At 30.4% G+C, this 24,614-nt stretch carries 28 protein-coding genes and 1 riboswitch; of the genes, 21 read left to right on the top strand and 7 right to left on the bottom strand.

Going from position 1 to position 24,614, the window contains the following annotated elements:
- The first annotated feature begins 18 nt into the window (after positions 1-18).
- Together G594_RS0109920 and G594_RS0109925 are read left to right on the top strand one after the other, a co-directional pair.
- Positions 19-648 carry an HAD-IA family hydrolase gene (locus G594_RS0109920; protein WP_027098443.1) on the top strand — a complete coding sequence of 210 codons (630 nt, stop codon included), beginning with the start codon at positions 19-21 and terminating at the stop codon, positions 646-648.
- A gap of 69 nt (positions 649-717) precedes the next feature.
- Entirely contained in the window at positions 718-1,641 is a 924-nt protein-coding gene (locus G594_RS0109925; RefSeq protein ID WP_027098444.1) for a MerR family transcriptional regulator, read from the top strand.
- A 37-nt stretch (positions 1,642-1,678) separates the two neighbouring features.
- Here the strand turns inward: G594_RS0109925 and G594_RS0109930 are convergent, their stop codons facing one another.
- Both G594_RS0109930 and G594_RS19915 read right to left on the bottom strand, forming a co-directional pair.
- Positions 1,679-3,028: a [Fe-Fe] hydrogenase large subunit C-terminal domain-containing protein gene (locus G594_RS0109930; RefSeq protein WP_027098445.1), complete on the bottom strand. Its 1,350-nt coding sequence runs from the start codon at positions 3,026-3,028 to the stop codon at positions 1,679-1,681.
- 104 nt (positions 3,029-3,132) lie between these two features.
- Complete coding sequence (locus G594_RS19915; protein WP_070101687.1) at positions 3,133-3,297, bottom strand: rubredoxin; 165 nt, start codon at positions 3,295-3,297, stop codon at positions 3,133-3,135.
- 148 nt (positions 3,298-3,445) lie between these two features.
- Positions 3,446-3,558, top strand: a riboswitch (TPP riboswitch).
- Between the two features lie 57 nt (positions 3,559-3,615).
- On the opposite strand from G594_RS19915, the gene thiD reads away from it, so the two are divergent.
- From thiD to G594_RS0109975, 8 genes are all read left to right on the top strand, one after another.
- A complete protein-coding gene (gene thiD, locus G594_RS0109940) occupies positions 3,616-4,437 on the top strand; it encodes a bifunctional hydroxymethylpyrimidine kinase/phosphomethylpyrimidine kinase (RefSeq protein WP_027098446.1) in 822 nt (273 codons plus the stop codon).
- Complete coding sequence (thiM, locus tag G594_RS0109945; protein WP_027098447.1) at positions 4,437-5,270, top strand: hydroxyethylthiazole kinase; 834 nt, start codon at positions 4,437-4,439, stop codon at positions 5,268-5,270. Before thiD ends, thiM begins: the two co-directional genes overlap by 1 nt.
- On the top strand, positions 5,257-5,892 hold the full coding sequence (gene thiE / locus G594_RS0109950) for a thiamine phosphate synthase (protein WP_027098448.1): 636 nt from the start codon (positions 5,257-5,259) through the stop codon (positions 5,890-5,892). The genes thiM and thiE overlap by 14 nt, the downstream gene beginning before the upstream one ends.
- A 317-nt stretch (positions 5,893-6,209) precedes the next feature.
- Complete coding sequence (locus G594_RS0109955; protein ID WP_027098449.1) at positions 6,210-6,533, top strand: PTS sugar transporter subunit IIB; 324 nt, start codon at positions 6,210-6,212, stop codon at positions 6,531-6,533.
- Between the two features lie 36 nt (positions 6,534-6,569).
- Positions 6,570-7,919: a PTS cellobiose transporter subunit IIC gene (gene celB / locus G594_RS0109960; protein ID WP_034866365.1), complete on the top strand. Its 1,350-nt coding sequence runs from the start codon at positions 6,570-6,572 to the stop codon at positions 7,917-7,919.
- Between the two features lie 18 nt (positions 7,920-7,937).
- Positions 7,938-8,459: a GrdB-related putative oxidoreductase gene (locus G594_RS0109965; RefSeq protein ID WP_027098451.1), complete on the top strand. Its 522-nt coding sequence runs from the start codon at positions 7,938-7,940 to the stop codon at positions 8,457-8,459.
- Positions 8,460-8,484: 25 nt separating this feature from the next.
- Positions 8,485-9,777, top strand: coding sequence for a Sapep family Mn(2+)-dependent dipeptidase (locus G594_RS0109970; RefSeq protein ID WP_027098452.1), 1,293 nt, complete (start codon positions 8,485-8,487; stop codon positions 9,775-9,777).
- A gap of 295 nt (positions 9,778-10,072) precedes the next feature.
- On the top strand, positions 10,073-11,467 hold the full coding sequence (locus G594_RS0109975) for an aspartate ammonia-lyase (RefSeq protein ID WP_027098453.1): 1,395 nt from the start codon (positions 10,073-10,075) through the stop codon (positions 11,465-11,467).
- A gap of 63 nt (positions 11,468-11,530) precedes the next feature.
- On the opposite strand, the gene G594_RS18755 is transcribed toward G594_RS0109975, so the two are convergent.
- Positions 11,531-13,114, bottom strand: a complete 1,584-nt coding sequence (locus G594_RS18755) for a sigma 54-interacting transcriptional regulator (RefSeq protein ID WP_034866368.1) — start codon at positions 13,112-13,114, stop codon at positions 11,531-11,533.
- A 247-nt stretch (positions 13,115-13,361) separates the two neighbouring features.
- Between G594_RS18755 and G594_RS0109985 the strand changes: the two genes are divergently transcribed.
- The 7 genes from G594_RS0109985 to G594_RS0110015 all read left to right on the top strand — a co-directional run bounded on the left by G594_RS0109985 (position 13,362) and on the right by G594_RS0110015 (position 19,291).
- A complete protein-coding gene (locus G594_RS0109985) occupies positions 13,362-14,321 on the top strand; it encodes a glycosylasparaginase (protein WP_027098454.1) in 960 nt (319 codons plus the stop codon).
- 15 nt (positions 14,322-14,336) lie between these two features.
- A complete protein-coding gene (locus G594_RS0109990; RefSeq protein WP_027098455.1) occupies positions 14,337-14,939 on the top strand; it encodes a copper homeostasis protein CutC in 603 nt (200 codons plus the stop codon).
- A gap of 16 nt (positions 14,940-14,955) precedes the next feature.
- On the top strand, positions 14,956-16,107 hold the full coding sequence (locus tag G594_RS0109995) for an NAD(P)-dependent malic enzyme (protein WP_027098456.1): 1,152 nt from the start codon (positions 14,956-14,958) through the stop codon (positions 16,105-16,107).
- Between the two features lie 122 nt (positions 16,108-16,229).
- Positions 16,230-17,051 (top strand): MBL fold metallo-hydrolase, encoded by an 822-nt coding sequence (locus G594_RS0110000; RefSeq protein WP_027098457.1) that lies wholly within the window; start codon positions 16,230-16,232, stop codon positions 17,049-17,051.
- Positions 17,052-17,082: 31 nt separating this feature from the next.
- Positions 17,083-18,285, top strand: a complete 1,203-nt coding sequence (locus G594_RS0110005) for an alkaline phosphatase family protein (protein ID WP_027098458.1) — start codon at positions 17,083-17,085, stop codon at positions 18,283-18,285.
- On the top strand, positions 18,285-18,743 hold the full coding sequence (locus G594_RS0110010; RefSeq protein WP_027098459.1) for an NUDIX hydrolase: 459 nt from the start codon (positions 18,285-18,287) through the stop codon (positions 18,741-18,743). Before G594_RS0110005 ends, G594_RS0110010 begins: the two co-directional genes overlap by 1 nt.
- 26 nt (positions 18,744-18,769) lie before the next feature.
- A complete protein-coding gene (locus G594_RS0110015) occupies positions 18,770-19,291 on the top strand; it encodes a hypothetical protein (protein WP_027098460.1) in 522 nt (173 codons plus the stop codon).
- A gap of 41 nt (positions 19,292-19,332) precedes the next feature.
- Here G594_RS0110015 and G594_RS0110020 read toward each other — a convergent pair whose 3' ends face one another.
- The gene (locus G594_RS0110020; protein ID WP_027098461.1) at positions 19,333-19,512 is read right to left on the bottom strand and encodes a hypothetical protein; all 180 of its coding nucleotides are present in this window, start codon (positions 19,510-19,512) and stop codon (positions 19,333-19,335) included.
- A gap of 149 nt (positions 19,513-19,661) precedes the next feature.
- Here G594_RS0110020 and G594_RS0110025 point away from each other — a divergent pair, with 149 nt between their 5' ends.
- A complete protein-coding gene (locus G594_RS0110025) occupies positions 19,662-20,276 on the top strand; it encodes a hypothetical protein (RefSeq protein WP_027098462.1) in 615 nt (204 codons plus the stop codon).
- A gap of 1 nt (position 20,277) precedes the next feature.
- Positions 20,278-20,823, top strand: a complete 546-nt coding sequence (locus tag G594_RS0110030) for a hemerythrin domain-containing protein (RefSeq protein WP_027098463.1) — start codon at positions 20,278-20,280, stop codon at positions 20,821-20,823.
- 13 nt (positions 20,824-20,836) lie between these two features.
- Here the strand turns inward: G594_RS0110030 and G594_RS0110035 are convergent, their stop codons facing one another.
- Together G594_RS0110035 and G594_RS0110040 are read right to left on the bottom strand one after the other, a co-directional pair.
- Positions 20,837-21,262 (bottom strand): ferritin-like domain-containing protein, encoded by a 426-nt coding sequence (locus G594_RS0110035; protein ID WP_027098464.1) that lies wholly within the window; start codon positions 21,260-21,262, stop codon positions 20,837-20,839.
- 71 nt (positions 21,263-21,333) lie between these two features.
- Positions 21,334-21,513, bottom strand: coding sequence for a hypothetical protein (locus G594_RS0110040; protein ID WP_027098465.1), 180 nt, complete (start codon positions 21,511-21,513; stop codon positions 21,334-21,336).
- Positions 21,514-21,694: 181 nt separating this feature from the next.
- Here G594_RS0110040 and G594_RS0110045 point away from each other — a divergent pair, with 181 nt between their 5' ends.
- The gene (locus G594_RS0110045) at positions 21,695-22,255 is read left to right on the top strand and encodes a P-loop nucleotide/nucleoside kinase family protein (RefSeq protein ID WP_027098466.1); all 561 of its coding nucleotides are present in this window, start codon (positions 21,695-21,697) and stop codon (positions 22,253-22,255) included.
- A gap of 49 nt (positions 22,256-22,304) precedes the next feature.
- Here the strand turns inward: G594_RS0110045 and G594_RS0110050 are convergent, their stop codons facing one another.
- Positions 22,305-22,622: a DUF5661 family protein gene (locus G594_RS0110050; RefSeq protein WP_027098467.1), complete on the bottom strand. Its 318-nt coding sequence runs from the start codon at positions 22,620-22,622 to the stop codon at positions 22,305-22,307.
- Between the two features lie 122 nt (positions 22,623-22,744).
- Here G594_RS0110050 and G594_RS0110055 point away from each other — a divergent pair, with 122 nt between their 5' ends.
- Positions 22,745-24,463 (top strand): oleate hydratase, encoded by a 1,719-nt coding sequence (locus G594_RS0110055; protein ID WP_027098468.1) that lies wholly within the window; start codon positions 22,745-22,747, stop codon positions 24,461-24,463.
- Positions 24,464-24,614 lie beyond the last annotated feature (151 nt).

Consider the following 24,614-nt stretch of genomic DNA (forward strand, 5'->3'; position numbering starts at 1 on the left):
AGATGAAGGATGAAATTTATGAAGAGATACAAATGTGTAATATTTGATTTAGATGGTACAGTGTTAAATACAGAACGAATGAATATGCTACCTTTACAAAGGTTAGTAAAAGAAGAGTTAGATATTCTTATTCCTTATAATGATCTACTTAAATACATGGCTTATCCAGGAAAAAAGACAATTGAAGAGCTAGGGTTTAAGGATATTGAAAAATCCTATGCTAAATGGGTAGAATATGTAAATAGCTTTGAAGAAGGAGCAACTCTTTATGAAGGTTTTAATGAACTTATTCCTAGATTAAATGAATTAGGAATTAAATGTGCAATTGCAAGCTCAAAAATGAAAAAGCAGTATGAAATAGATTTTTATCCAACAGGTCTTGAAAAATATATTTCTTGTACAGTACTTGCAGAAGATACAGAAAGACATAAACCTTATCCAGATCCACTGCTTAAGGTTTGTGATACATTAGATATTAATGGAGAAGAATGTATATATATGGGAGATACATTATCAGATTATAAAGCAACTAAAGCAGCAAATATGGATTTTGCCCTTGCTAAATGGGGAGCAACATCAATTGAAGGAATTCAAGGGGATTACCTTTTAGATAATCCATTAGATTTATTAAATTATATATTAATATAAAAAGATTAAATAATATAGTTGACTATGCCCTTAGGGAGTACTCTATTATGTATCTTAAGAGGTGAGTATATGTTAATTAATGAGGTATGTAAAAGTACTGGCTTAACTAAAAAAGCTATTTTATATTATGAAAAAGAAAATTTTATATCCCCAAAGAAGCTTAGTAATGGATACAGAGATTATAGTAATGAAGACATAAAGATATTACAAGAGATATCATTATATAGAAAGCTAGATATTTCTGTAAAAGATATTATGACTATATTAAAGTCTAAAGACAAAAGAGAAATATTAAATAGAATAGTAATAGAGAAGGAACAAAAAGAGATTAGACTAAAAATAGATAAGATTCATCTAGAAAGATTAATAGAAGGGGATATGTCTATTAATGAAATATCCAGGTTAAATGATGAAATAATTCAAGAGGAAAAGAAGAGTGGGGAATTTATAAAGCGTGAACTAAAAAGAGCTTTTCCAAAAGGATTTGGAGAATATATGGCATATCACTTTTCCCCATACTTAAATGAACCATTAGATACTATGGAAAAAATTAAAGCATGGCATAATATAGTTGAGTTTCTAGATAATATACCACAATTTAAAATACCTAAGTTCATACAAATAGGTCTAGCAAGCTCCAGTGATGAAATTAGAAAGAGAACATACGAAGCTACCAAAAGCAAGATGGAGGCATTATTAGAAGCCCAAGGAGAAGAACTAGAAGAATATAAAAAAGAGCTATTAGGATACGTAGATAAACAAAAAGAGTGGCGGCTTTTACCATATTTAAATCCATTTTTTAATTTCAAGAAAAAACTCATGAACTTCTACAAGGAAAGTGGATATTATGAAGTGTTTATTCCAAATATGAAGGTGCTAAGTAAGGAATATAGAGAGTATAGCGAAAAGCTTAACCTTATAAATGATAAGTTATCTAAAGAACTAGGAATAAAATATGATGAAAATTATAAAATAATTAGAGTTGATGAATAAAAGGAGTAAACACTGATGATAACAGTGTTTACTCCTTCTAAAATTCTCTTTCAAATAATTGGATTTTATCCTTATCTTCAAAGTCTTTTAAAGACTCTATTCCTAATCGGCCTAACACATCATCCAAGGTATCAGAGTGGACAGGCACCTGAATTGCAGATTCCTTAGCAAAATTATCTACAGCTTCCTTTCCTCTAGCAGTAGGAATATTAGCTTTAGGTCCACCAACACATCCGCCAACACATCCCATTCCTTCAAGGAAACTAGCATTTATTTCCCCATTTAAGGCAGAATTTAAAATCTTCTTACATTCAATCACACCATTTGCTTGAACAGCTTTAAAGTTCTTTATTTGGTCAGGATATAGCTCATTCAATACATCATGTACTGCTACTGATACACCACCAGTTCTCGCATATAATCTACCACCCTTAGAGGCATATTCCTTAGTTGGTACTCCTTCTAAATCTCTTGGTCTTATATCCATAGCGTTAAAAATTTCATCAACCTCTTGGAAAGTAAGTACAAAATCTATGGCACCAGCCACATCCTTTTCTTTAGCTTCAGCTTTTTTAGCAATACAAGGACCAACAAAAACAACCTTAGCATCAGGATTTAATTTCTTAATTACTCTACCTGCTGCAACCATTGGAGAAACAGAAGGAGAAAGATCATCAATTAATTCATTATATACTTTCTTAAGCATTCCAACCCACATAGGGCAACAACAGGATGTAATCATTAAATCATTAGGACCCTTTACATGTTTATTAAATTCAACAGCTTCTTTTATACTTAGAATATCTGCTGCAAAAGCAACTTCAATCATATCGGTAAAGCCCATTTGAATAAAAGCAGCTCTTAGTTGATCCATAGTTACATCATCACCAAATTGACCACTTATAGCAGGGGCAACAGCTGCAATAACAGTTTTATTATTTTTTATTAAGTCTATTATTGGGATATATTGAACCTTATCTAAGATTCTTCCAGATTTACATGAATCTATACATATGCCACAACCTAAACACTTATCACCATCTATTTCAGTACTTCCTTTTTCTTCATCAAAATATATTGCATCAAAAGGACAGGCTCTTTGGCAGTTATATTTGTTATCATCACCCTTGCAAGAATCGTCACTACAACATTGAAGTTTTTCTACAACTTTTTTTTGAACTGTATAATGAGTAATAGCTTTCTTTAAGTTATATAAATAATTGTTATCAAATTCTATTTTTACTCCACAAAGAGAAGTTATAATTTCAAATGTTTCCTGTGGAGATGATTCATGACAAGTAATAATTCTGTTTAAAGTTGTGTCGAAATCACCCTCATAATAAGATTTAACTAATGTATCAAATAAATCATTATATTTATTATGCATAATACCCTCCTACTGGAAATTTATAAATTAGTATATGTAAAAATACAATATTTATTCAAAAAAAAGAAAACCCCTATTGGAGTTTCTTTTATAGAATAGTTTAATTATTCAATTACTTCTTCAAAGCTTTCTTTTGTAGCATTACAAATTGGGCATGTCCATTCATAAGGCAAATCTTCAAATGGTGTTCCAGATTCAACTCCATTATCTTCGTCACCTATTTCTGGGTCATAAATATAGCCACAAATGGAACAAACATATTGTTTCATTTCATTTTCTCCTTTTCTGTTATAAACTTAATAAAAGTATATGCATTTATATTGATTGTGTACTATTACTTTAATAAATATATATAAATTATTAAAATATGACTACACTTGAGAAAAATGGTATATTATGATAAAGTTATTTTAGATAATAGAAACACAGGGGTGCTTAAATTGGTAAGCTGAGAGTGAAAGCCTTATACTTTCTAACCCTAGGAACCTGTTTGGTTAATACCAGCGTAGGAAGTTGTTAATGTAATTTGATTTTAAGGTACAAGCATCTTCTGCTTGTACTTTTTTTACTTTAAGGAGGAATTTATGATGAAACATTGTTTAACAATTGCAGGCTCTGATAGCTGTGGAGGAGCTGGAATTCAAGCGGATTTAAAAGCTTTTAGTGCAAATTATGTTTATGGAATGAGCGTAATTACTGCAGTAACTGCTCAAAATACTCAAGGAGTATTTAGTGTACAAGATATTGATGATGAAATAATAAAGAATCAAATTGACGCAATATTTACTGATATTAGGGTAGATGGAGTAAAGATTGGAATGGTTTCTAAGATAGAAACTATAAATGCTATTGCAGAAGAACTTAGACAATATAAACCAACTAATTTGATAATAGATCCAGTTATGATTTCTAAAAGTGGGTTTTCCTTACTAAAACCAGAGTCTAAAAAGACTTTAATTAAAAATCTATTGCCCTTAGCAGATTTAATAACGCCCAATATTCCTGAAGCTGAAGAAATTCTTAAAGAAATAGGGTCATCAATTATAAATATAAAAACAAAAGAAGACATGTGTGATGCTTGTAAAGAACTAATTAAATTGGGATGTAAAAATGTTCTATTAAAAGGTGGACACCTAGATGGTGAAGCTATAGATGTGCTTTTTAACGGAGAAGAATTTCACTATTTTACTTCTGAAAGAATTGACACAAAGAATACACATGGAACAGGTTGTACTTTATCATCAACAATAACTGCAAATCTTGCACGAGGATTATCTATGGAAGAAGCAATAAGTGAAGCAAAGAGATATATTACAGTTGCAATTAAGCATTCTTTAGATATAGGTAAGGGTGTTGGACCTACAAACCATTTTTATGAATTATATAAGAAAAGTGGTGTGATAGAATAATGGATATAAAAACTTATATAGGTAATTTATTAGAAAATGTGAGAGAGAGAGCACCTTTAGTACATCATATTACTAACTATGTAACAGTGAATGACTGTGCTAATATTACTCTAAGCATTGGTGCATCACCTGTTATGGCAGATGATATAAATGAGGTTGAGGCTATGACTTCTATAGCATCTTCTCTTGTAATAAATATAGGTACATTAAATTCTAGAACAGTAGAATGTATGATTAAGGCTGGAAAGAAGGCTAATGAAGTTGGAATTCCTGTCATTTTGGACCCAGTTGGTGCAGGGGCTACACCATACAGGACAAAAGTAGCAAAAACTATAATGGATAATATTGAGTTAGCTGTAATAAGGGGAAATTTATCTGAGATAAAGACTCTATATGGAATTAATACAAAAACTAAAGGAGTAGATTCATTATATGATACTTCTATAAAGGATGAGCTAGAGAAAGGTAAACTTTTAGCAAAGGATTTCTCTAAAAGGGTAGGTTCAATAATAGCTATAACAGGAGCAGTTGATATTGTTACAGATGGAAAGATGATTTATACAGTGGAAAATGGACATAAAATTATGTCTAAGATTACAGGCACAGGATGTATGTGTTCTTCTCTTATTGGATCATATTTAGGGACTAATGAGGACAACCTTCTAGCAGCTTTAAGTGGAGTTGTTTCTATGGGGATATCTGGAGAATTAGCTTATGAAAGTCTAAAAGAAGGTGAAGGAACAGGTACTTTTAAGGTTAAGCTTATGGATAATATTTATAATTTATCAAAGGAAGTAATTGAGAAAAGAGGTAAAATAAATGAAGAATGTTGATTATACACTTTATCTTGTAACAGATAGAGATGTTTTAAGAGGAAGAGATTTAATAAAATGTATAGAGGAGAGCATTTTAGGTGGAGTAACCTTAGTTCAATTAAGAGAAAAGAATGTTACTTCTAGAGAATTCTATGAAATAGCTATTAAGGTTAAAGAAGTAACTTCAAGGTATAATATACCTCTAATAATTAATGATAGATTAGATATTGCACTAGCTATTGATGCTGATGGCCTTCATATAGGTCAAAAGGATTTACCTGCTTCGGTAGCTAGAAAGATTCTAGGTAAAGATAAAATACTAGGAGTATCTGCTGCCACTTTACAAGAATCTCTAAAAGCTGAGAAGGATGGTGCAGATTACTTAGGTGTTGGAGCTGTTTTTAGTACATCAACTAAAAAAGATACAAGAGATGTATCTTATGAAACTTTATCTAGCATTACTTCATCAGTTAATATCCCTGTTGTAGCTATAGGAGGTATTAATGAAAAGAATGTTACTAAACTTAAGGAAAGTAATATTGATGGGATTGCAGTTATATCTTGCATATTAGGAAAAGAAGATGTTAAAGGCGCTGCAGAAAAAATGTTAGATAGATTCAAAGAAGGAATAAGTTTTTAGTTACATATTTTAAGCACTGCATAGCAGTGTTTTTTCTTTATATATTTAAGAAACAATTATATAATATTTTTGTAAAGGTTATCTCTAAAAAAGAGTGTTTTATAGATGAAAAAGTGTGTTATTAAATTCAGAAAACGATACACTATTGTTATTTAACAAATGAAAGAACTATTAAATGTATTAAAAAAACGATACAGATTGTTTTGTGAGTTAAAAGAATACCTTAAAAATTGAATATTGGATGTTGGCATAATTCTTGCTTTATTAAAGGGCATAAGAATTACATTTAAATGTAAAAAGAAAGAGAGGTTATACAAATGAAAAAAATATTTTTATTCTGCGAAGCAGGAATGTCAACTAGTTTAATGGTTTCAAAAATGCAAGAAGTTGCAAATAAGCACAATCTTGATATTCATATTGAAGCTTTTCCAGCTGGAAAGTCACATGTGTTAATCAATGAAAAGAGACCAGATTGTGTTTTACTTGGACCACAAGTTAGATTCTTATTCAATAAAATTGAAGAGGATTGTATACCATTAAATATTCCAATAGCTCCAATTGAACCAGCATCTTATGGCGCAATGGACGGAGAAAAGGTGTTAAAGCAAGCCATAAGATTAATCAAAGGTAATTCAAAGTAAAATTTAATAGTGTCTAAAGAACTGGAGGGTAAATCAATGAATACTATAATGAAAAAGATGGAAAAGGTATTAATGCCACTTGCAGAAGTTATCGGTAAGAATAAGTACCTAATAGCAATTAGAGATGGTTTCTTAATTTCTACACCTTTATTAATAGTAGGTTCGCTATTCCTACTTATTGCTAACTTCCCAATACCAGGATGGGATGAAATGATTGCAAGATTTTTAGGTGAAGGTTGGGCAGCGAAGCTTTCAGTTCCTGTTTCAGCAACTTTTGATTTGATGACTATACTTGCAGTTGTTGGTATTGGTTATAGTTTAGGTAGAGAGTTAGATATTGATGCTATACAAGCTTCAGTAACAGGTCTTGTAGCATTCTTTATAGTTACTCCATTTTCAAGAACCTTTACGCCAAAGGGAAGCGATATAACATATGATGTTTCTTGTGTGCCACTAGATTGGGTAGGCTCAAAAGGATTATTCCTTGGTATGATAGTAGCACTTGTTGCGGTAACTATATTTGCTAAGATACTTAAAAAGGGTTGGGTTATAAAACTTCCAGCAGGAGTTCCACCAACAGTTGCTAAGTCTTTTGAAGCTTTAATTCCAGCTGCAATAGTTATGACAGTATTTTTCTTAATTAACTGGGTATTTACATTAACAAGCTATGGTAATTTACACAACTTCATATTTAAGATTTTACAAGTTCCATTATTAAAGTTAGGTAATACTTTACCTGCAATGGTAATAGCATATCTATTCTTACATGGATTCTGGTTCTTTGGTATAAATGGTTCAAGTGTTGTTGGTGCAGTATTCAATCCAATTTTAAAGGCATTATCTGTAGAAAATCTTGATGCATTCAAAGCTGGCCAAGAAATACCAAATATAATTACAGGACAATTCCAAGATATGTTTGCAACATTTGGTGGTGCAGGTTCAACGTTATCTTTAATAATAGCTATTTTTATAGTTTGTAGAAGCCAAAGAATTAAACAAATGGGTAAATTATCATTTTTACCAGGTGTCTTTGGTATAAATGAACCTATTATATTTGGTCTTCCAATTATGTTAAATCCGTTAATGTTAATTCCATTTGCTTTAATACCAACAATTAATATTATTATTACTTATTTCTGTATGACAGCTGGTTTAGTTCCACTTACAAATGGAGTACAAATTCCATGGACAACTCCACCAGTAATTTCAGGTTTCTTAGTATCAGGATGGCAAGGTTCAGTATTACAATTAATATTAATAGTTTTAGGTGTTTTAATGTATATTCCATTTATTAAGATGCTTGATAAGCAATACTTAAAAGAAGAAGCAGTAAATGCAGCAAATGACGAAGATGATGATATAGATTTTGATGATCTAACTTTATAAACTTAGGAGATGTTATTGATGAAAAAAGTATTATTAATTTTAAATCATGTACAAGCAGGTATGGGGAGCGATGAAAACGCTCATATACCACCAGCAGGAAAAAAGACAGCTATTGGCCCTGGTAAAATGATGGAACCATTCCTAACTAATTTAGGTGGGGAAATAATTGCAACATTGTACTGTGGTGATTTATACTATAAAGATAATGAAGAAGAAGTTAAAAAGAAATTTGTAGCAATGGTTAAAAAGCTTAGTCCTGATGTAGTTGTATGTGGACCAGCTCTACATTATCCAAACTTTGGAGAAATGGCAGGAGGATTAGCTGAGGAAATTAATAATAATAGTGGGATTCCTGCATTTGCAGCTATGTCTGTAGAAAATCCAGGAACTGAAAAGTATAAAGATAGAGTAATAGTTGTTAAAACTCCTAAAAAGGGTGGAATCGGCTTAAATGAATCTATTGAAAATATATGTAAAATGGCTATTAAGTTAGCTAACAATGAAAATGTAGATGAATTAAAAAATAAGGTTTGCTTCTAGTAAACCTAGTATAGAGGGGATATTTATGAACAAGATTGATGAAAAAGTCATTCAATATAAGGATGATATGATAAAATCCATTGAGAGACTTGTAAATATTCCTAGCATTGAAGGAGCATCTTGTATAGATGCTCCTTTTGGAGAATTTAGCAAAAAAGCTTTACTTGAAGCCTTAGATATATCAACGGAGATAGGCTTTAAGACTAAAAATATCCAAAATGCTATAGGGTATGCAGAGTATGGAGATGGAGAAGATTACGTAGGTATAATTGGACATGTAGATGTTGTACCTGCTAATGAAGAAGGGTGGATAACACCACCTTTTAAAATGGATATAAGAGAAGGAAAGCTTTATGGTAGAGGCGTATTGGATAATAAAGGTCCTATAATATCTTGTCTATATGCATTAAAAGTAGTAAAAGATCTTAATATTCCGCTTTCTAAAAGAGTTAGAATCATATTTGGTTCAAATGAAGAGACTGGTTTTAAAGATATTCCATATTATCTTAATAATGAAGAACCACCAATTTCAGGTTTTACTCCTGATTGCAAGTTCCCTGCTGTTTATGGGGAAAGGGGAATTTTAGACGTAACTATATGCAGTAAAAAACTAAGTGATCCTAATATTAAATCAATTAATGGCGAATTTAGAAGTAATGTGGTTCCAGATTTTATTCAAGTTGATTTTAAAGATGGTAAATCTATTACTAATAGGGGTAAAACAGCTCCAGGAAATGCGCCTGAAAGTGGTGTTAATGCTATTACAAGTTTATGTAAAAATTTAAGAGATGAAACATCTTTATGCAAAGAAGAAAGAGAGTTTTTAAATTTCATATATAATGTATTTCACAAGAATCATGATTTAAGCAAGATAGGTATAGAATGTAAGGATGAAATATCAGGCAGTCTAGTAACTAACCCTTATTCTTTAAAGATTGAGGATGGCATGCTTAAGTTATCAGTTGTGTTTAGATATCCAATGTCATATAGCTATAAAAGTATAATGGAAATAATAAGTGTATTATCAGAGTATTCTATTATGGAAAATAGAAGAATGGATTCTGTATTCTTTGATAAGAATGCTCAGATGCTAAAAGTTATGAAGGATGCTTATGAAGAGGTAACAGGAGAAGACGGTACCCCTGTTACTACTACAGGTGGAACTTATGCTAAGGTAATGCCTAATATAGTAGCTTTTGGTCCTTCTTTCCCAGGTCAAAAAGGAATTGCTCATAATTCTAATGAATATATGATAATTGAAGATCTTATAAATATTACAAGGATATATGTTAGAGCTATAATAGGACTAGCAAACTAAGAATTATAGTGCCATCACAGAACATAAAAAACAAGTTTTGGAACCTGTGGTATGGATGAAAAAGTGACTTTTTCACTAAAGCGTGGAGAGGTCACTTTTTTATATTAAAGTGTATTATTTTAATGACTAGTGTGTTTTTATAAAGGCTAAAATAGAAGTTTTTGACACACTTCTTTATATTACTACAAAAAGTACTTAGAAAATGGGATAAACAGGTATATACAGTGTTTTGGCACAGGTTTTGCTATTTAAATCTTCAGAAAGAAAAATCTTTATTTTCTTAGGAGGAATAGTTATGGAATTTAGAAGAGAGAGAGATTCTATTGGAGAAAAACAAGTACCTAGTAAGGCTTATTATGGAGTACAAAGCTTAAGAGGGCATGAAAACTTTAGAATTAGTGGTCAAACAATCAATAATCAACTTATAAAAAATCTTTCAGTTGTTAAGAAAGCTTGTGCTATTACAAATTGTAATGTGGGAGAGCTTAAAGAAGAATACAAAGAGGCTATAGTTAAGGCATGTGAAGAAGTATATAGTGGTAAGTTTGATAATGAATTTATTATAGATCCAATTCAAGGTGGGGCTGGAACATCTTTAAATATGAATATAAATGAAGTTATTGCAAATAGGGCAAATGAGATTCTTGGATTTAACAAAGGAGAGTATTATCCAATACATCCAAATGACCATGTAAATATGGGGCAGTCTACAAATGACGTAATCCCTACTGCTGCAAGCCTTACAACTTATGAACTTTTAAATGGCTGTATTGAAAAATTAATGAAGCTATCCTATGAATTTAATATAAAAGCAGAAGAATTAACAGACGTTATAAAAATGGGTAGAACTGAAATGCAAGATGCAGTGCCTATAAGTTTAGGTTCAGAATTTAAGGCTTTTTCAATGGCAATAGGAAGAGATGTAAAAAGATTAGAAAGAGTTAAGGATTCATTACTAGAAGTTAATTTAGGTGGTACAGCTGTTGGTACTGGAATTACAGCAAATGAAAAGTATATAGCTTCTGTAGTTTTGGAATTAAGCAATATATTTGATGAACATATAATACAATCATCAAACCTTGTTGATGGAACACAAAATTTAGATAAATATGCTGAGGTATCATCACAATTAAAAGTTTGTGCAGTTAATATAAGTAAGATTGCTGGAGATTTAATTTTAATGTCATCAGGACCAAGAGCTGGCTTTGGAGAAATAAGATTACCTGCAAGGCAAAATGGTTCATCAATAATGCCAGGTAAGGTTAATCCAGTAATGCCAGAAGTCATGAAAGAAATATCATTTCAGATCATGGGTAATGATTTAACAATTACTATGGCTACACAAAGTGGTCAATTAGAATTAAATGCTTTCTATCCAATAGTAATTCATAATCTATATGAATCTCTTGTTATTTTAACTAATGGAGTAGAAACATTTATAGAGAACTGTGTTAAAGGCATTGAAGCTAATGAAAAGAGATGCAACAACTTAGTTGATGGAAGTATAGGAATAGTTACAGCTTTAGCACCAATATTAGGTTATGAAAAATCAGCTGCTATAGCAAAGAAAGCTTTGAAAACAGGAAAGTATGTAAAAGAAATTGTTCTTGAAGAGTGTGATATAAATGAAACTGAGGTTTCTAAGATACTAAACACAAGAGAAATGGCTAAGATATCTATAAATAATTAATTAAAAAAAGGAGCTGTGTCAATAGAAAAAATTTATTCTCTATTGTGACGGCTCTTTTTGTCTTTAGCAACACATTATAAATATGATTAAGAAAAGTAGTTCTGTTTCTGATAAATTAACATTATAGTATTTTTCAATTAGTCCTTTTATATTATTGGCTATTGAATAATATTCAGGGTAATTTATCTTTAGCTTACTTATAGAATTAGTAGGGGAGTATTGTATGAAATCAATTCTGTCATAAATCATATCTACGTGAATACTAAAGAAATTCTTTATAATATCATCTGTAAAGGAAAACTTTAGTTCTGGATTCTCTTTAAAAATACCATTAGTTAAATCTTCATATGCAGATGGATGGAAGTAGAAGTTGTAGCTTGTACCATTATCTATAACTGCTTTAAAGTATTTTGTAAAATCTTCACGTATTTGATGAATATCAAGCTCCTTATTATTAGCTATCTTTATGGAGATAGCAGTCATAAACTCTTTGTAGCTAAGTAAAATAGTTTGTTTTTGTTTTAAGAATGAATGACTTGTAATTTGTGAGTTCTTATCATATATAAAATAACCATCTGTATCAGCCATTAAATCTACAAGTCTTAGAGCATCTTCTTTTGGTGAAAGAAGGGAGGATTTAATATCCTTTTGCAAGTCTGGACTATTTATTTTTATTTGCTTTTTGTGATGTATAAAATAATCTGAATAAGCATTAGCCACAGCAAGCTTAATATCGCTTTTTAATTGACCAACATTATAGGGACAATTATATGATAATAAGGCTATCATAGAGTTTTTGGATACTAATATAGGCTTATTTAACCTTAAACTTTCATCTTTAATAAACCTTTCAATTAAGGTTAGTCTTTCCTCAATGAATCTGTCTTCTAGACTTGGTAGATAAATTTTAACTGGAATTCTTCTGATAAAAGTATCTAAAAGTGAGGCATTTATATCCTTATTTGTAGCACATATAATTCTTGCAGAAGACTTTATTTTCTTAGAAACCTCTCCAAATCTTCTGAAATACCCTGTATCCATGTATACAAAAAGCATTTCTTGACCTTCTTTTGGCAAGTTATGTATTTCGTCTAAAAATAGTATTCCTCCGTCAGCTTCTTCAATTACGCCTTTTCTATCCTCCGTTGCTCCAGTATATGTACCTTTTTTGACACCAAATAATTGTGAGCTTAAAAGTTGAGGGTTATTAGAATAATCTGAACAGTTAAAATGCACAAATGGAATATCCTTTGTATTATCTAAGGAGTTAAAATACTCATGCATAAGTTTAGCTAACATTGACTTACCTACACCGGTATCACCTATTATAAGAGAATCCATTCCATTAGGTGGATAAAGGATAGCTGTTTTAGCTAGCTTTACAGCCTCTGAAAGGGAAGGAGATAAATAGCATAAATTGTCCAAAGAGGATTTGTGAGTAAGATCATTAGTGTTTGGATTATTGAAAAAATATCTTACAGGTCTTGAATTATTTTTAAATACCATTCCGTTTTTAACTAGGTTATTTAAATCTTTAGATACATTAGAACGTTCTAAATTAAGGTATTCACTTAGTTCTATAGTAGAAATACCTTCACCTTTGTCTAAATCTTTTAAAGAATTGTAGACTAAATCTATTCTCTTCATAAATTCTTCCCCCTATATTTTTGTGTTTGTATAATTTATATATAGATATGTATTATAAAATATGAAAACCAATACAAACTGTATTAAAAAAATAACACACTATAATTTATAACATAATTATACAATACACTAATTCATATTATCAATGAAAATATGAATTTAACTAGTATTTATATGAGTTATAATAGTTGGCATGTTAATTGCTATAAAAATAGACATCAAAATAATATTTTGGAGGATGAGGTTTATGAAATATGCAATGATAGCTACATGGAGAATGGCAGTAGAAGGAATAACAAGCTCTAAGCAAATACTAGAAAAGGGCGGTACAGCAGGTGATGCTATTGAAAATGCAATAAAGATGGTTGAAGATTATCCTTTTTATAAATCAGTAGGTTATGGAGGATTACCTAACGAAGATTGTGAAGTTGAATTAGATGCAGCATATATGGATGGAGATACTTTAGATATTGGTGCAGTTGCTGGTATAAAGGATTATAAAAATCCTATTTCAATTGCAAGAAAGTTAAGCAAAGAGAGATTTAATTGCTTCTTAGTTGGTGCAGGTGCAGAAGCTTATGCTCATAAAGAAGGTTTTGAAAGAGTTAATATGTTAACAGATAGAGCTAAGATGCACTATCAAAAAAGAAGAAAAGAAACAATAGAAAAAGGTTTAAGCCCTTATGATGGACATGACACTGTAGGTATGATAGCCTTAGATAGTGAAAAGAAAATGGTGGCTGGAACATCTACAAGTGGTTTATTTATGAAGAAAAGAGGAAGAGTTGGAGATTCTCCACTTTCAGGTTCTGGTTTCTATGTTGACAGTGAAGTTGGAGGAGCATCAGCTACAGGCCTTGGAGAGGATTTAATGAAGGGATGCATATCTTATGAAATAGTAAGATTAATGAAGGAAGGATATCATCCACAAGAAGCAGCAGATAAGGCAGTGGAAGACTTAAATGCAGAATTAAAGAAAAGAAGAGGTAAAGCTGGAGATTTATCTGTTGTTTGTTTAAATAACAAAGGGGAATTTGGTGTTGCAACTAATATTGATGGCTTCTCATTCTCAGTGATGACAGATGATATGGAACCAACAGTTTACGTATGTAAAAATGTTAATGGAAAAACTACTTATGAGGTGGCAAGTGAGGAGTGGTTAGATGCATATCTAAAGAGAATAAAGTCACCAATAACATTTGATTAAAAGAGGTAGAAAAGTATGTATGAAGCTTGTGTAGGAAATTATAATGAGGCAATTAGTGCTTTTAAAAGAGGTGCTAATAGAATTGAACTTTGTGACAATTTAATGGAGGATGGAACAACTCCAAGTGTTGGAACTATTAAAAAGACAATAAAGCATGTAAATATACCTGTTATGGTAATTATAAGACCTAGAGGAGGAAGCTTTGAGTATTCAGAAGATGAGGTAGAAATAATGCTTGAAGATATTCAGGTATGTAAAGAAAATGGTGCTTATGGAGTTGTAATAGGAGCGTTAAATGGAAAAGAAATTAATATGGATGTTACTAAAAAGTTAGTGGAAAGAGCTAAGCCTTTAAACATAACCTTCCATATGGCTTTTGATGAAATAGAAGATAAGTTTAAGGCAATAGACCAATTAGTAGAATTAGGTGTAGATAGAATTCTAACTAAAGGTGGATGTGAAAATGCATTAGCAGGTAAGGATTTACTTAAAAAGCTAGTAGAATATGCAAATGATAGAATTATTATAATGCCAGGTAAAGGTGTTAATAAAGAAAATAGAGAGTATATCTTAGAATATACAGGTGCAAAAGAAATACATGGCACAAAAGTAGTATAAGTTTTGAGGTGGTATTTTGAATATATATGAAGAAGCTTTAAAGTTTCATGAAGAAAAGAGAGGTAAGCTAGAAGTAACTTCAAGGGTAAAGATTCAAAACGAAAAGGATCTTAGCTTAGCGTATACTCCAGGGGTAGCTGAGCCTTGTAGAGAAATACATAAGGATGCAACTAAGGCCAATATCTATACAAGAAAATGGAATACAGTTGCAGTTATATCAGATGGTACAGCAGTATTAGGACTAGGTGATATTGGTCCTTTAGCAAGCTTACCAGTTATGGAAGGTAAGTGCGTACTATTTAAAGAGTTTGGAGATGTAGATGCAGTACCAATAGTACTGGATACAAAGGATCCTAATGAAATAGTAGAAACAGTTAAAAGAATAGCACCTTCCTTTGGTGGAATTAATCTAGAAGATATATCTGCACCAAGATGTTTTGAAGTTGAAAAAAGATTAATTGAGGAGTTAGATATTCCAGTATTTCATGATGATCAACATGGAACAGCTATAGTTGTTTTAGCTGGACTTATAAATTCTCTAAAAATAGTTAACAAGAAATTAGAAGATTTAAAGGTTGTAATTAATGGTTCTGGGTCAGCTGGAATTGCTATAGGAAAGCTTTTATTACATTCTGGTGTAAAAAATCTTGTTATGTGTAATATAAATGGAGCAATTTATAGTGGCATGGAATATGAAAACTCTTCAATAGAAGAAATAGCCCATATTACTAATCCTAATAAAGAACAGGGTAAATTATGTGATGTAATTAAGGGGACAGATGTATTTATTGGAGTTTCTGTGGGAAATATTGTTTCAAAGGATATGATTAAATCTATGAATAAGGACGCTATAGTTTTTGCAATGGCTAATCCTGAACCTGAAATAAATCCAAATGATGCAAAAGAAGCTGGAGCAAGAATAGTAGGTACAGGAAGAAGTGATTATCCTAATCAAATTAATAACGTCCTTGCTTTCCCTGGAATTTTTAGAGGAGCTTTGGACGCAGGAGCTAAGAAGATTACTACTGAAATGAAGCTTGCAGCAGCTTACGCAATTGCAAATGAGATTTCTGATGATGAGTTAAATGAAGAAAATATTATTCCAAAGCCATTTAAAGAAGGCGTAGCTATGAATGTAGCTGAAGCTGTGTTAAAAGAAGTAAAATAGATACTAGGGATTATGAGGAGAAATTGCTTGCAATTTCTCTTTTTTAATTATAAAAATACTGACTTATCATCAAAAAAATTATATACTTAATACATTAGTAATATGTAAATTTTGGGGGAAGTATGATTATAAAATCTTTAATTGATAATAAGAGTATATCTAATGAGTATAAAAGTAAACATGGATTATCTTTGTATATAGAAACTACAACTAATAAGATACTTTTTGATTTAGGACCAAACCATTTGTTTTTAGAGAATGCTAAAAAGTTAGGTGTAAACATAGAAGATATAGACATGGTGGTTATATCTCATGGGCACAAGGATCATGGTGGAGGTATAAAATATTTTTTAGAAAACAATAAAAAAGGGAAAGTATATATAAATAAATCATCCTTTATGCCTTATTATACAAAGGTTTTAGGGTTTAAACATTATGTTGGATTGGATAAGTCATTTGAATCAAATGATAGAATAATTCTATGTAGTAATAATTATAAAATTAATGATAATCTAATATTATTTGCAGATGTACCTAAAAAAGATCTAATATCTAAATCTAATGATTCTTTGTTTATGAAGATTAATAAGGAGTATGTAAAAGATACTTTTAATCATGAGCAGAATTTAATTATAAATGATGATGGTAAAAATATATTAGTAGCAGGATGTGCCCATAAGGGTATAACTAATATTCTTAGTGTTGGAGAAAATATCTGCAATGAATCTTTTGATTATGTTATTGGAGGGTTCCACCTTTTTAATCCAGTATCTAAAAAGTATGAAGATAATGAATTAATAACCTCAATAGGTTTTGAACTTAATAAGAGAAAAACTAAGTATTATACATGCCATTGTACTGGAACAAATGCTTTTAAAATCTTAAAAGAAACACTAAAAGATAAGATTAATTATCTATCTGCAGGAACAACTATAGAGCTGTAGATTATAGAGTGTTGAAAGGAGGTATTTAAGTATGACTAATGACTTTATTTTCCCAGAGTATAATGGGAAAAACTTCATAAATATAATTAATTCAATTAAACATAATTTTGGTATTAATGATGGGATAACTTTAGAAAATAAGAAGATAAAAAAAATACTTTTAAATAAGGAAAAGGTTGTTTTTATTTTAGTTGATGCCTTTGGATGGAAGTTTTATAAGAGTGTAAGAGAGGACTCTAAGTTCTTTAAGGAAATAAGGAAAAGAGGAATAGAAGAAAAGATAACATCCCAGTTTCCTTCAACTACTACTGCTCATGTAACATCAGTAATTACAGGTAAGGATGTTTCTACGCATGGATTTTTTGAATGGTTTACATATGATTCTAAGATAAATGAGGTTTTTACACCATTTCTATTTGACTATGAGGGTAAAGAAGAAATTTTGCCAAAGGATAACCTTTTTAAAGAGCTTAAAGAAAATGGGGTATGTAGCACAATTATTACACCAAATTATATTAATAATAGCTATTATTCTAGGGAGCTTTTTAAGGATGGAAAGGTAAAAGGCTATGATTCAGTAGAAGAGATGTTTGATATACTTCTTCAAGGGATTAAAAAGGATAAGGGTAAAAACTTTTATTATATTTATTATCCCCAAATAGATTCAATTGGTCATGAGTATGGCATGAGTTCTTATAAGGCTTATTTTGAGATAAATAATTTTATTAAAGCTTTAGATAATTTTTATAATAATGTCTTAGATAAAGGTGTAAATGAAGGGATTTTTATTTTATCAGCTGATCATGGACAAATGGAGATTAAAGATAGAATTTATTTAAATGAATTAATCCCTAACATAGACGAATATATGCTTAAGGATTCTAAAGGAAAAAGTATTGTTCCTGTTGGGTATAATAGAGATATGTTCCTTTATATAAAGAAGGAATTTGAAATATATGTATATGAGTTGTTAAAGGAAAAGTTTAAAGATAAAGGGGAAATATATTTAGTTAAGGACTTAATAGATAAAGGAGTATTTATAAATCCATCAGAAACATTCTTAAGTAGGATGGGGAATATTGTTATTATCCCTTATGATGGATATGGAGTATGGTGGTTTGAGAAGGGCAAGTACGAGATATCCTTAAAGGGATCCCATGGTGGACTTACAAAAGATGAGATGGAAATACCATTATTAATTTATAATTTCGAAAACTTAGGATGTGATAAGTAATGAATTATGTTAAATACTTAAGAGAATATATTGGACATAAGCCTGTAATATTAAACGGTACTTCTGTAATAGTTCTTGATGAAGAAAATAGGGTTTTACTACAAAAAAGAACATATCCCCAAAAGAATTGGGGGCTTCCAGGGGGAATAATGGACATGGGAGAAACTATAGAGGAAACAGGAATAAGAGAAGTTTTTGAAGAGACAGGATTAAAGGTTTCTAATTTAAAGTTAGTTAATGTATATTCTGGAGAAGATTTTTATATGAAACTTCCAAATGAAGATGAGTTTTATCTTGTTAATGCAGTTTATGTTACAAGGGATTATGAAGGAGAGTTACAAGTAGATAATGAAGAAGGAACTGAATTAAAATTCTTTCCTCTTGATGATTTACCTAAATATATGGTTAAAAGTCATAGAAGATTTATTGAAGAGTTGGTGGAGGAGAAGAAAATATAAAGTATAACAAATTGGGGTGAGGGGCAATGAAAAAAAGTACTACACCACTAGATTACAAATATTCATTTGGAGGCATGATAACAGGAGGGATTTTACTATTAGTAATGTCTATTTTTATGACTATAGTTAGCACATTTTCTAAATCAGATTTGGATGGTGATTCACCTGCTACATTCATACTTATTACTTTTGTTTCAGCAATTATTTGTTTAATAATAGGAATTAAGAACAACCTTCATATAAGAAGGTTGAGGTCTTGGAGAAAGTATATGCTTACTATGCCTTATGTAGAGGGGAAAATTATAGGGAGTAGAATAGTAAAAAAGGATATATTAGGTGAGTTTAAGAGTCAGCTTAATGTGGTAGATGCTACAGTTAGTTATATACTATTAGTTAAATATTCTAATCCATATACTTGCGAAACATATACAATTGAAAGTGATAGATATGATAAGGACCCTAAGTATTTTTTACCTAATGATAAGTGTAAGGTACATATAGATAAACATACATCAAGAGTTATAGTGGATGTATCAAAAAATAGTTAAGTCATTAAAAAATAAAAACTTTGCAAGTTTAGCAAAGTTTTTTATTTTTCATCAACTAGTTTTTTAATTCCATAGAATACGAAAGCACCAACGCCTAAGTATAAAACTATTTTTATTACAGTAGCCACTGTTCCTATAAGTGCGCCTAAAACAATACCTATAATTTTAAGTGCTATAAGCCCTAGTAAAATCAATCCCGCAATTTTTAAAATATTTGTCACCTTAGTTACCTCACCTTCTAGTTTATAATTTTATTATAATAGCTTGTACATTCAATCACAATAAAAAAGAATGTATTATTGTAACTTTTGTTACAGACACTTATAGTAGTATTATTTATAATAAAAACAAAAACGGAGGAGAAAAGGATATGAGTTTATTTTTAGGAAAAATACATTATTGGTTATTTAATAAGATTAAGTGGTTTGAGGGAATAGAAGATGAGCTTTTAAGACTTGATTCTACATTTAATGTAGAAGAATTAGACAAAATTTGTGGTGAAAGAACTCCTGATAAACCTTTAGAAGATATAATAGATACAAGTAATATTCATGGATGGTTACAGGAAAGAATTATAATAGCTGAAGGAAGAAATGCCTATATTACAAAGTATTTAGTAAATAAAGGATATTTAAGTTCAATTGAAAAAATATATGAAACACAAGGGAAAAAGGCTGGAAATGAAGTGAAAGCTAATACTTCTATAAATGATGCTAGAGAAATTTTCACTGAAATGAATAACTATATTCTTGATGGAATGCCTTGTGATAGAGTAAATGAAATTGTAGAAAACTCTGAAAATAAGGTGGTATGGAAAAGAAGAGTGTGTGTTCATAAGGATATTTTTGATAAAGTTGGATTGGATGTCGGCGTGTTTTATTCATTAAGAGAGAAATGGATCGAAAATTTTGTGAGTGAAATAAACTCTAATTTTAAATATATTCATAATGAGGATGATACTATGGAAATCAAAAGGAGAGGATAAAATGACAGCAATAGAAATTATGATGGAAGAGCATGAAAACATATGTAGAATGCTAAAGGTAATAAGAAAAGAGTGCATGGGTATTTTAAAGGGTGATGATATAAATTATGAGCATTTTAATATGATTATAGGATTTATAAGAAATTATGCAGATGGACATCATCACAATAAGGAAGAAATAATACTCTTTAATAGAATGGTTGAACATTTAGGAGCTTTAGGAGAAAAGACTATTAAGAATGGAATGCTTGTGGAGCATGACTTAGGAAGGTTATATGTTAATTCTCTTGAAGAGGCTTTAGTAAAGGTAAAGTCAGGTGATGAAGAGGCTAAGTTAGATGTTATTGCAAATGCTATAGGATATTCAGATTTATTAGAAAGACATAAGACAAAAGAAGATAATGTGATTTATAAATTTGCCGAAAGACAATTATCTAAAGAAATAATGGAGCAAATTGATAAAGAAGCATTAGAATATGAAGAGAAGAACGAAAAAGTAAAAGAAGAGAATTTATTAATATTAAAAAAGTTAGAATGCCTAAATTAGGCATTCTAACTTTTTATAATCTTTTTAATAATCCATTTAACATAGATGCATGTCTTGCTTCATCTCTCGCAGCATGGTCAATAAATGTATATAACTCTTCAAGTCCTGCATCCTTTGCTTTTTCTGCTAAATCTGCCTTATATTTATTTGATCCAACTTCACCATTTATCATTTGAGATATGTTCTTTTCAGTGGAATCAGAAACCTTCCCCATAAGTTCAGCATATTGAGCAGCATGTTCTGCTTCTTCCCATGCAATAACTTTTAATACTTCAGCAACTTCAGCATATCCTTGTCTTTGTGCTACTCTTGCCATTGCTAGATATAGCCCAACCTCTGCAGTCTCACCAGTAAATTGACCATTTAAACTAGCTTTAAATTCTTCATTATCTTTAACAATACCTAATTCATTTACTTTAGCAAATTCAAGTTTATTCATTAAAAAACCTCCTTTAATAACTACTTACCTTATTAGTATTCTCTATAGAAATAAAATTATATTAGGTAATTTTATATATCATCTACATCAGTTTCTTCACCATATCTTACAGTTCCTTCTGAAGAAAAAGTATCTCTAGGATCCTTTTCAATGAAATAGCCATCATTGGGTTCTCTTGATGATTTTGCGTATTTAGTAGAAGATTCCATTTGAACATTAGCTAAATCTTTTATTTTTTTCATTTTAGACATAACAATACCTCCTTTTAATATAAGGTAACCATTTGTAAAAATATATATTAAATAGAGTTTAATAATATTTAACAAGTTATTTTGTAAGCTATTATTGTAGGATTCTACAAAAAATGCTATAATTCAATACGTGAGCGCAAAAATTAATACAATTTAAAATATACTAGAGGTGAAAATTCAAATGAAAAAATTAATCTTAGTAACATCTCCACCAGCATGTGGAAAAACATTTGTATCAAGAGAAATAGCAAAGGCACTACATAACATTGTTTATTTAGATAAGGATACAGTAATACCTTTATCTAAGCAAATATTTAGAGTAGCTAATGAAGAAATTAATAGAAGTTCAGACTTTTTTGAAGAACATATCAGAAATTATGAATATGAAGTTACTATAGACTTTGCATTAGAAGCATTAGAGTATAACGATACAGTTTTAATTAATGCACCTTTTACAAGAGAAGTAAGAGATGCTGAATATATTCAAAATTTAAGAGACATGCTTGCAAAAAAAGATGCTAAACTAGTAATAGTTTGGGTTGAAACTGACAAGGAAGTTTGTCACCAAAGAATGATTGAAAGAAATTCAAGCAGAGATACTTGGAAGCTTGCAAATTGGGATGAATACATTGCAGGATGTAACTTTACAAGACCTGATATTGATGATTTAGTAATATTCAAGAACTCTTCTACAGAAGAGTTTAACCAATCAATAAAAACTATAGTTGAAACTTTAGGTTAATATTAAAAAGGTTGTACCAATATTAAAAAATGGTACAACCTTTTTATGCTTATTTTTTACTCCAATAAGCCTTTGCCTCATCTTCTAACTTTTGCAGTCTTACATAATAATCAGGAAACTCATATAAATGAGCTAATGCAATTTTACCTGTTAAAACTGGATCATTATTAGTTACATTTGTATTAGGAAATCTTGTTCCATGTTCTAACTCAACATTTATCCCTTTAAAAAAGTCATTTAAAGTAAATTTTTCCTTTGAAAAATCAATATGAAGTTTTTGTGCAATTTTTTCTGCTTCTTCTAAAGTAAATGATGTTTTTTCTTTTTCGCCTCTCATAGACATAAGAACCCATTCTCTATGTTTCATAAGAAAAACTCCTATATTATTTTAAATTATTATATGATTCATTTAAGTTTAAGTGATGTATTTAATAGAAAAAACTGGGCAACATATTATGGAAATACTTATGAAAGGGTGAGAAAGTTTCCATGAAAAAGAAGAATAATGATATAAATCCTTTAGTTGTTTTTGGTAGTTTAGCTGGTGCCACAGTTTTCGCATATTATATAGCTAAGAAATTTGGAGAGAAATCTTCAATGTGTAGTATAAAAGATTACAAGAATCATTATGGAAAAGAAGTTTATTTTGTAGGTGGAGGGCTAGCATCCTTAGCTGGTGCTGCCTATTTAATAAGAGACTGCAACATGCCAGGTAAAAATATTCATATACTAGAAGGGATGCATATTTTAGGTGGAAGTAATGATGGAGCTGGAGATGTAAGAAATGGCTTTATAGCACGTGGTGGTAGAATGTTAAATGAAGAAACTTATGAAAACTTCTGGGAACTATTTTCTAATATTCCATCCTTAGAATTTCCAGATAAAAGTGTAACTGAGGAAGTACTTAATTTTGATCATCTTCATCCAACTAATGCTCAAGCTAGACTTGTTGATAAAGAGGGTAATATAATAGATGTTACTTCAATGGGATTTAGCACGAAGGATAGATTATTACTTGGTAAGCTTATGATTACACCAGAAAATGTCTTAGATGATTTAACTATAGAGGATTGGTTTAATGACTCTCCTCATTTTTTTACAACAAACTTTTGGTATATGTGGCAGACTACCTTTGCATTCCAAAAGTGGTCTAGTTTATTTGAATTTAAGAGATATATGGAGAGAATGATATTTGAGTTTTCAAGAATAGAAACTCTAGAAGGGGTAACTCGTACACCATATAATCAATACGAGTCTCTGATTGTACCTATAAAAGACTATTTAGCTAAAAATGGAGTGGATTTTTCAATTAATGCAAGAGTCTATGATTTAGATTTTAAAGAAGGCAAGGGTATTACTGTTACTGCAATGTACGTAGAAACTGAAAATGGAAAGAGTAAAATTCAGTTAAATCCAGGAGATGTATGCATTGTAACAAATGGTTCTATGACAGATAATGCTACCTTAGGTGACTTTAATACTCCAGCTTTATATAAACCTGATAATCCAATGTCAGGTGAACTATGGAAAAACATAGCTAAAAAGAAAAAAGGCCTTGGAAATCCTTCGCCATTTTTTGATTATCCAGAGGAAACTAACTGGGAGAGCTTTACTGTAACTATGAGAGGCAATAAGCTTTTAAAAATGATAGAACAATTTTCAGGTAATGTGCCTGGTAGTGGTGCATTAATGACTTTTAAAGATTCAAACTGGTTAATGAGCATAGTTGTTGCAGCTCAACCTCATTTTAAAAATCAGCCACTAGATACCACAATTTTCTGGGGATATGGCTTATTTACTGATGTAGAAGGTGACTATGTAAAGAAAAAGATGAGAGATTGTACTGGAAAAGAAATATTAACAGAGCTTCTTCATCATTTACATTTTGAGAATAAAATAGATGAAATAATGGAAACAGTAGTTAATGTAATTCCTTGTATGATGCCATATATAGATGCGCAATTCCAACCAAGAAAGATGAGTGACAGACCAAGGGTTGTACCTAAAGGCTCAACAAATTTTGCTATGATTAGTCAATTTGTAGAAATCCCTGAAGATATGGTTTTTACAGAGGAGTATTCTGTAAGAGCTGCAAGAATTGCTGTTTATAAATTATTTGGTGTTAAGAACAAAAAGATAATTCCAGTTACTCCATATAAGAGAAATCTTAAGGTGCTAAAGAAAGCCCTTGTGAAAGCATATAAGTAGGTACGAGGTAAGAAGAGTAGGAAAGGTAAGTAGGTACGGGGGAAAAAGATAATAAAGATAATAAGGATAAGAGAAATAAGGCAGAATTTTAAAATATAATGAATAATAGTATAAACATATAGACATTTATCTATATGTAGAATAAAATATA

The sequence above is a fragment of the Clostridium paraputrificum AGR2156 genome (genome assembly GCF_000424025.1).
GTDB classification, from domain to species: Bacteria; Bacillota; Clostridia; order Clostridiales; family Clostridiaceae; genus Clostridium; species Clostridium paraputrificum.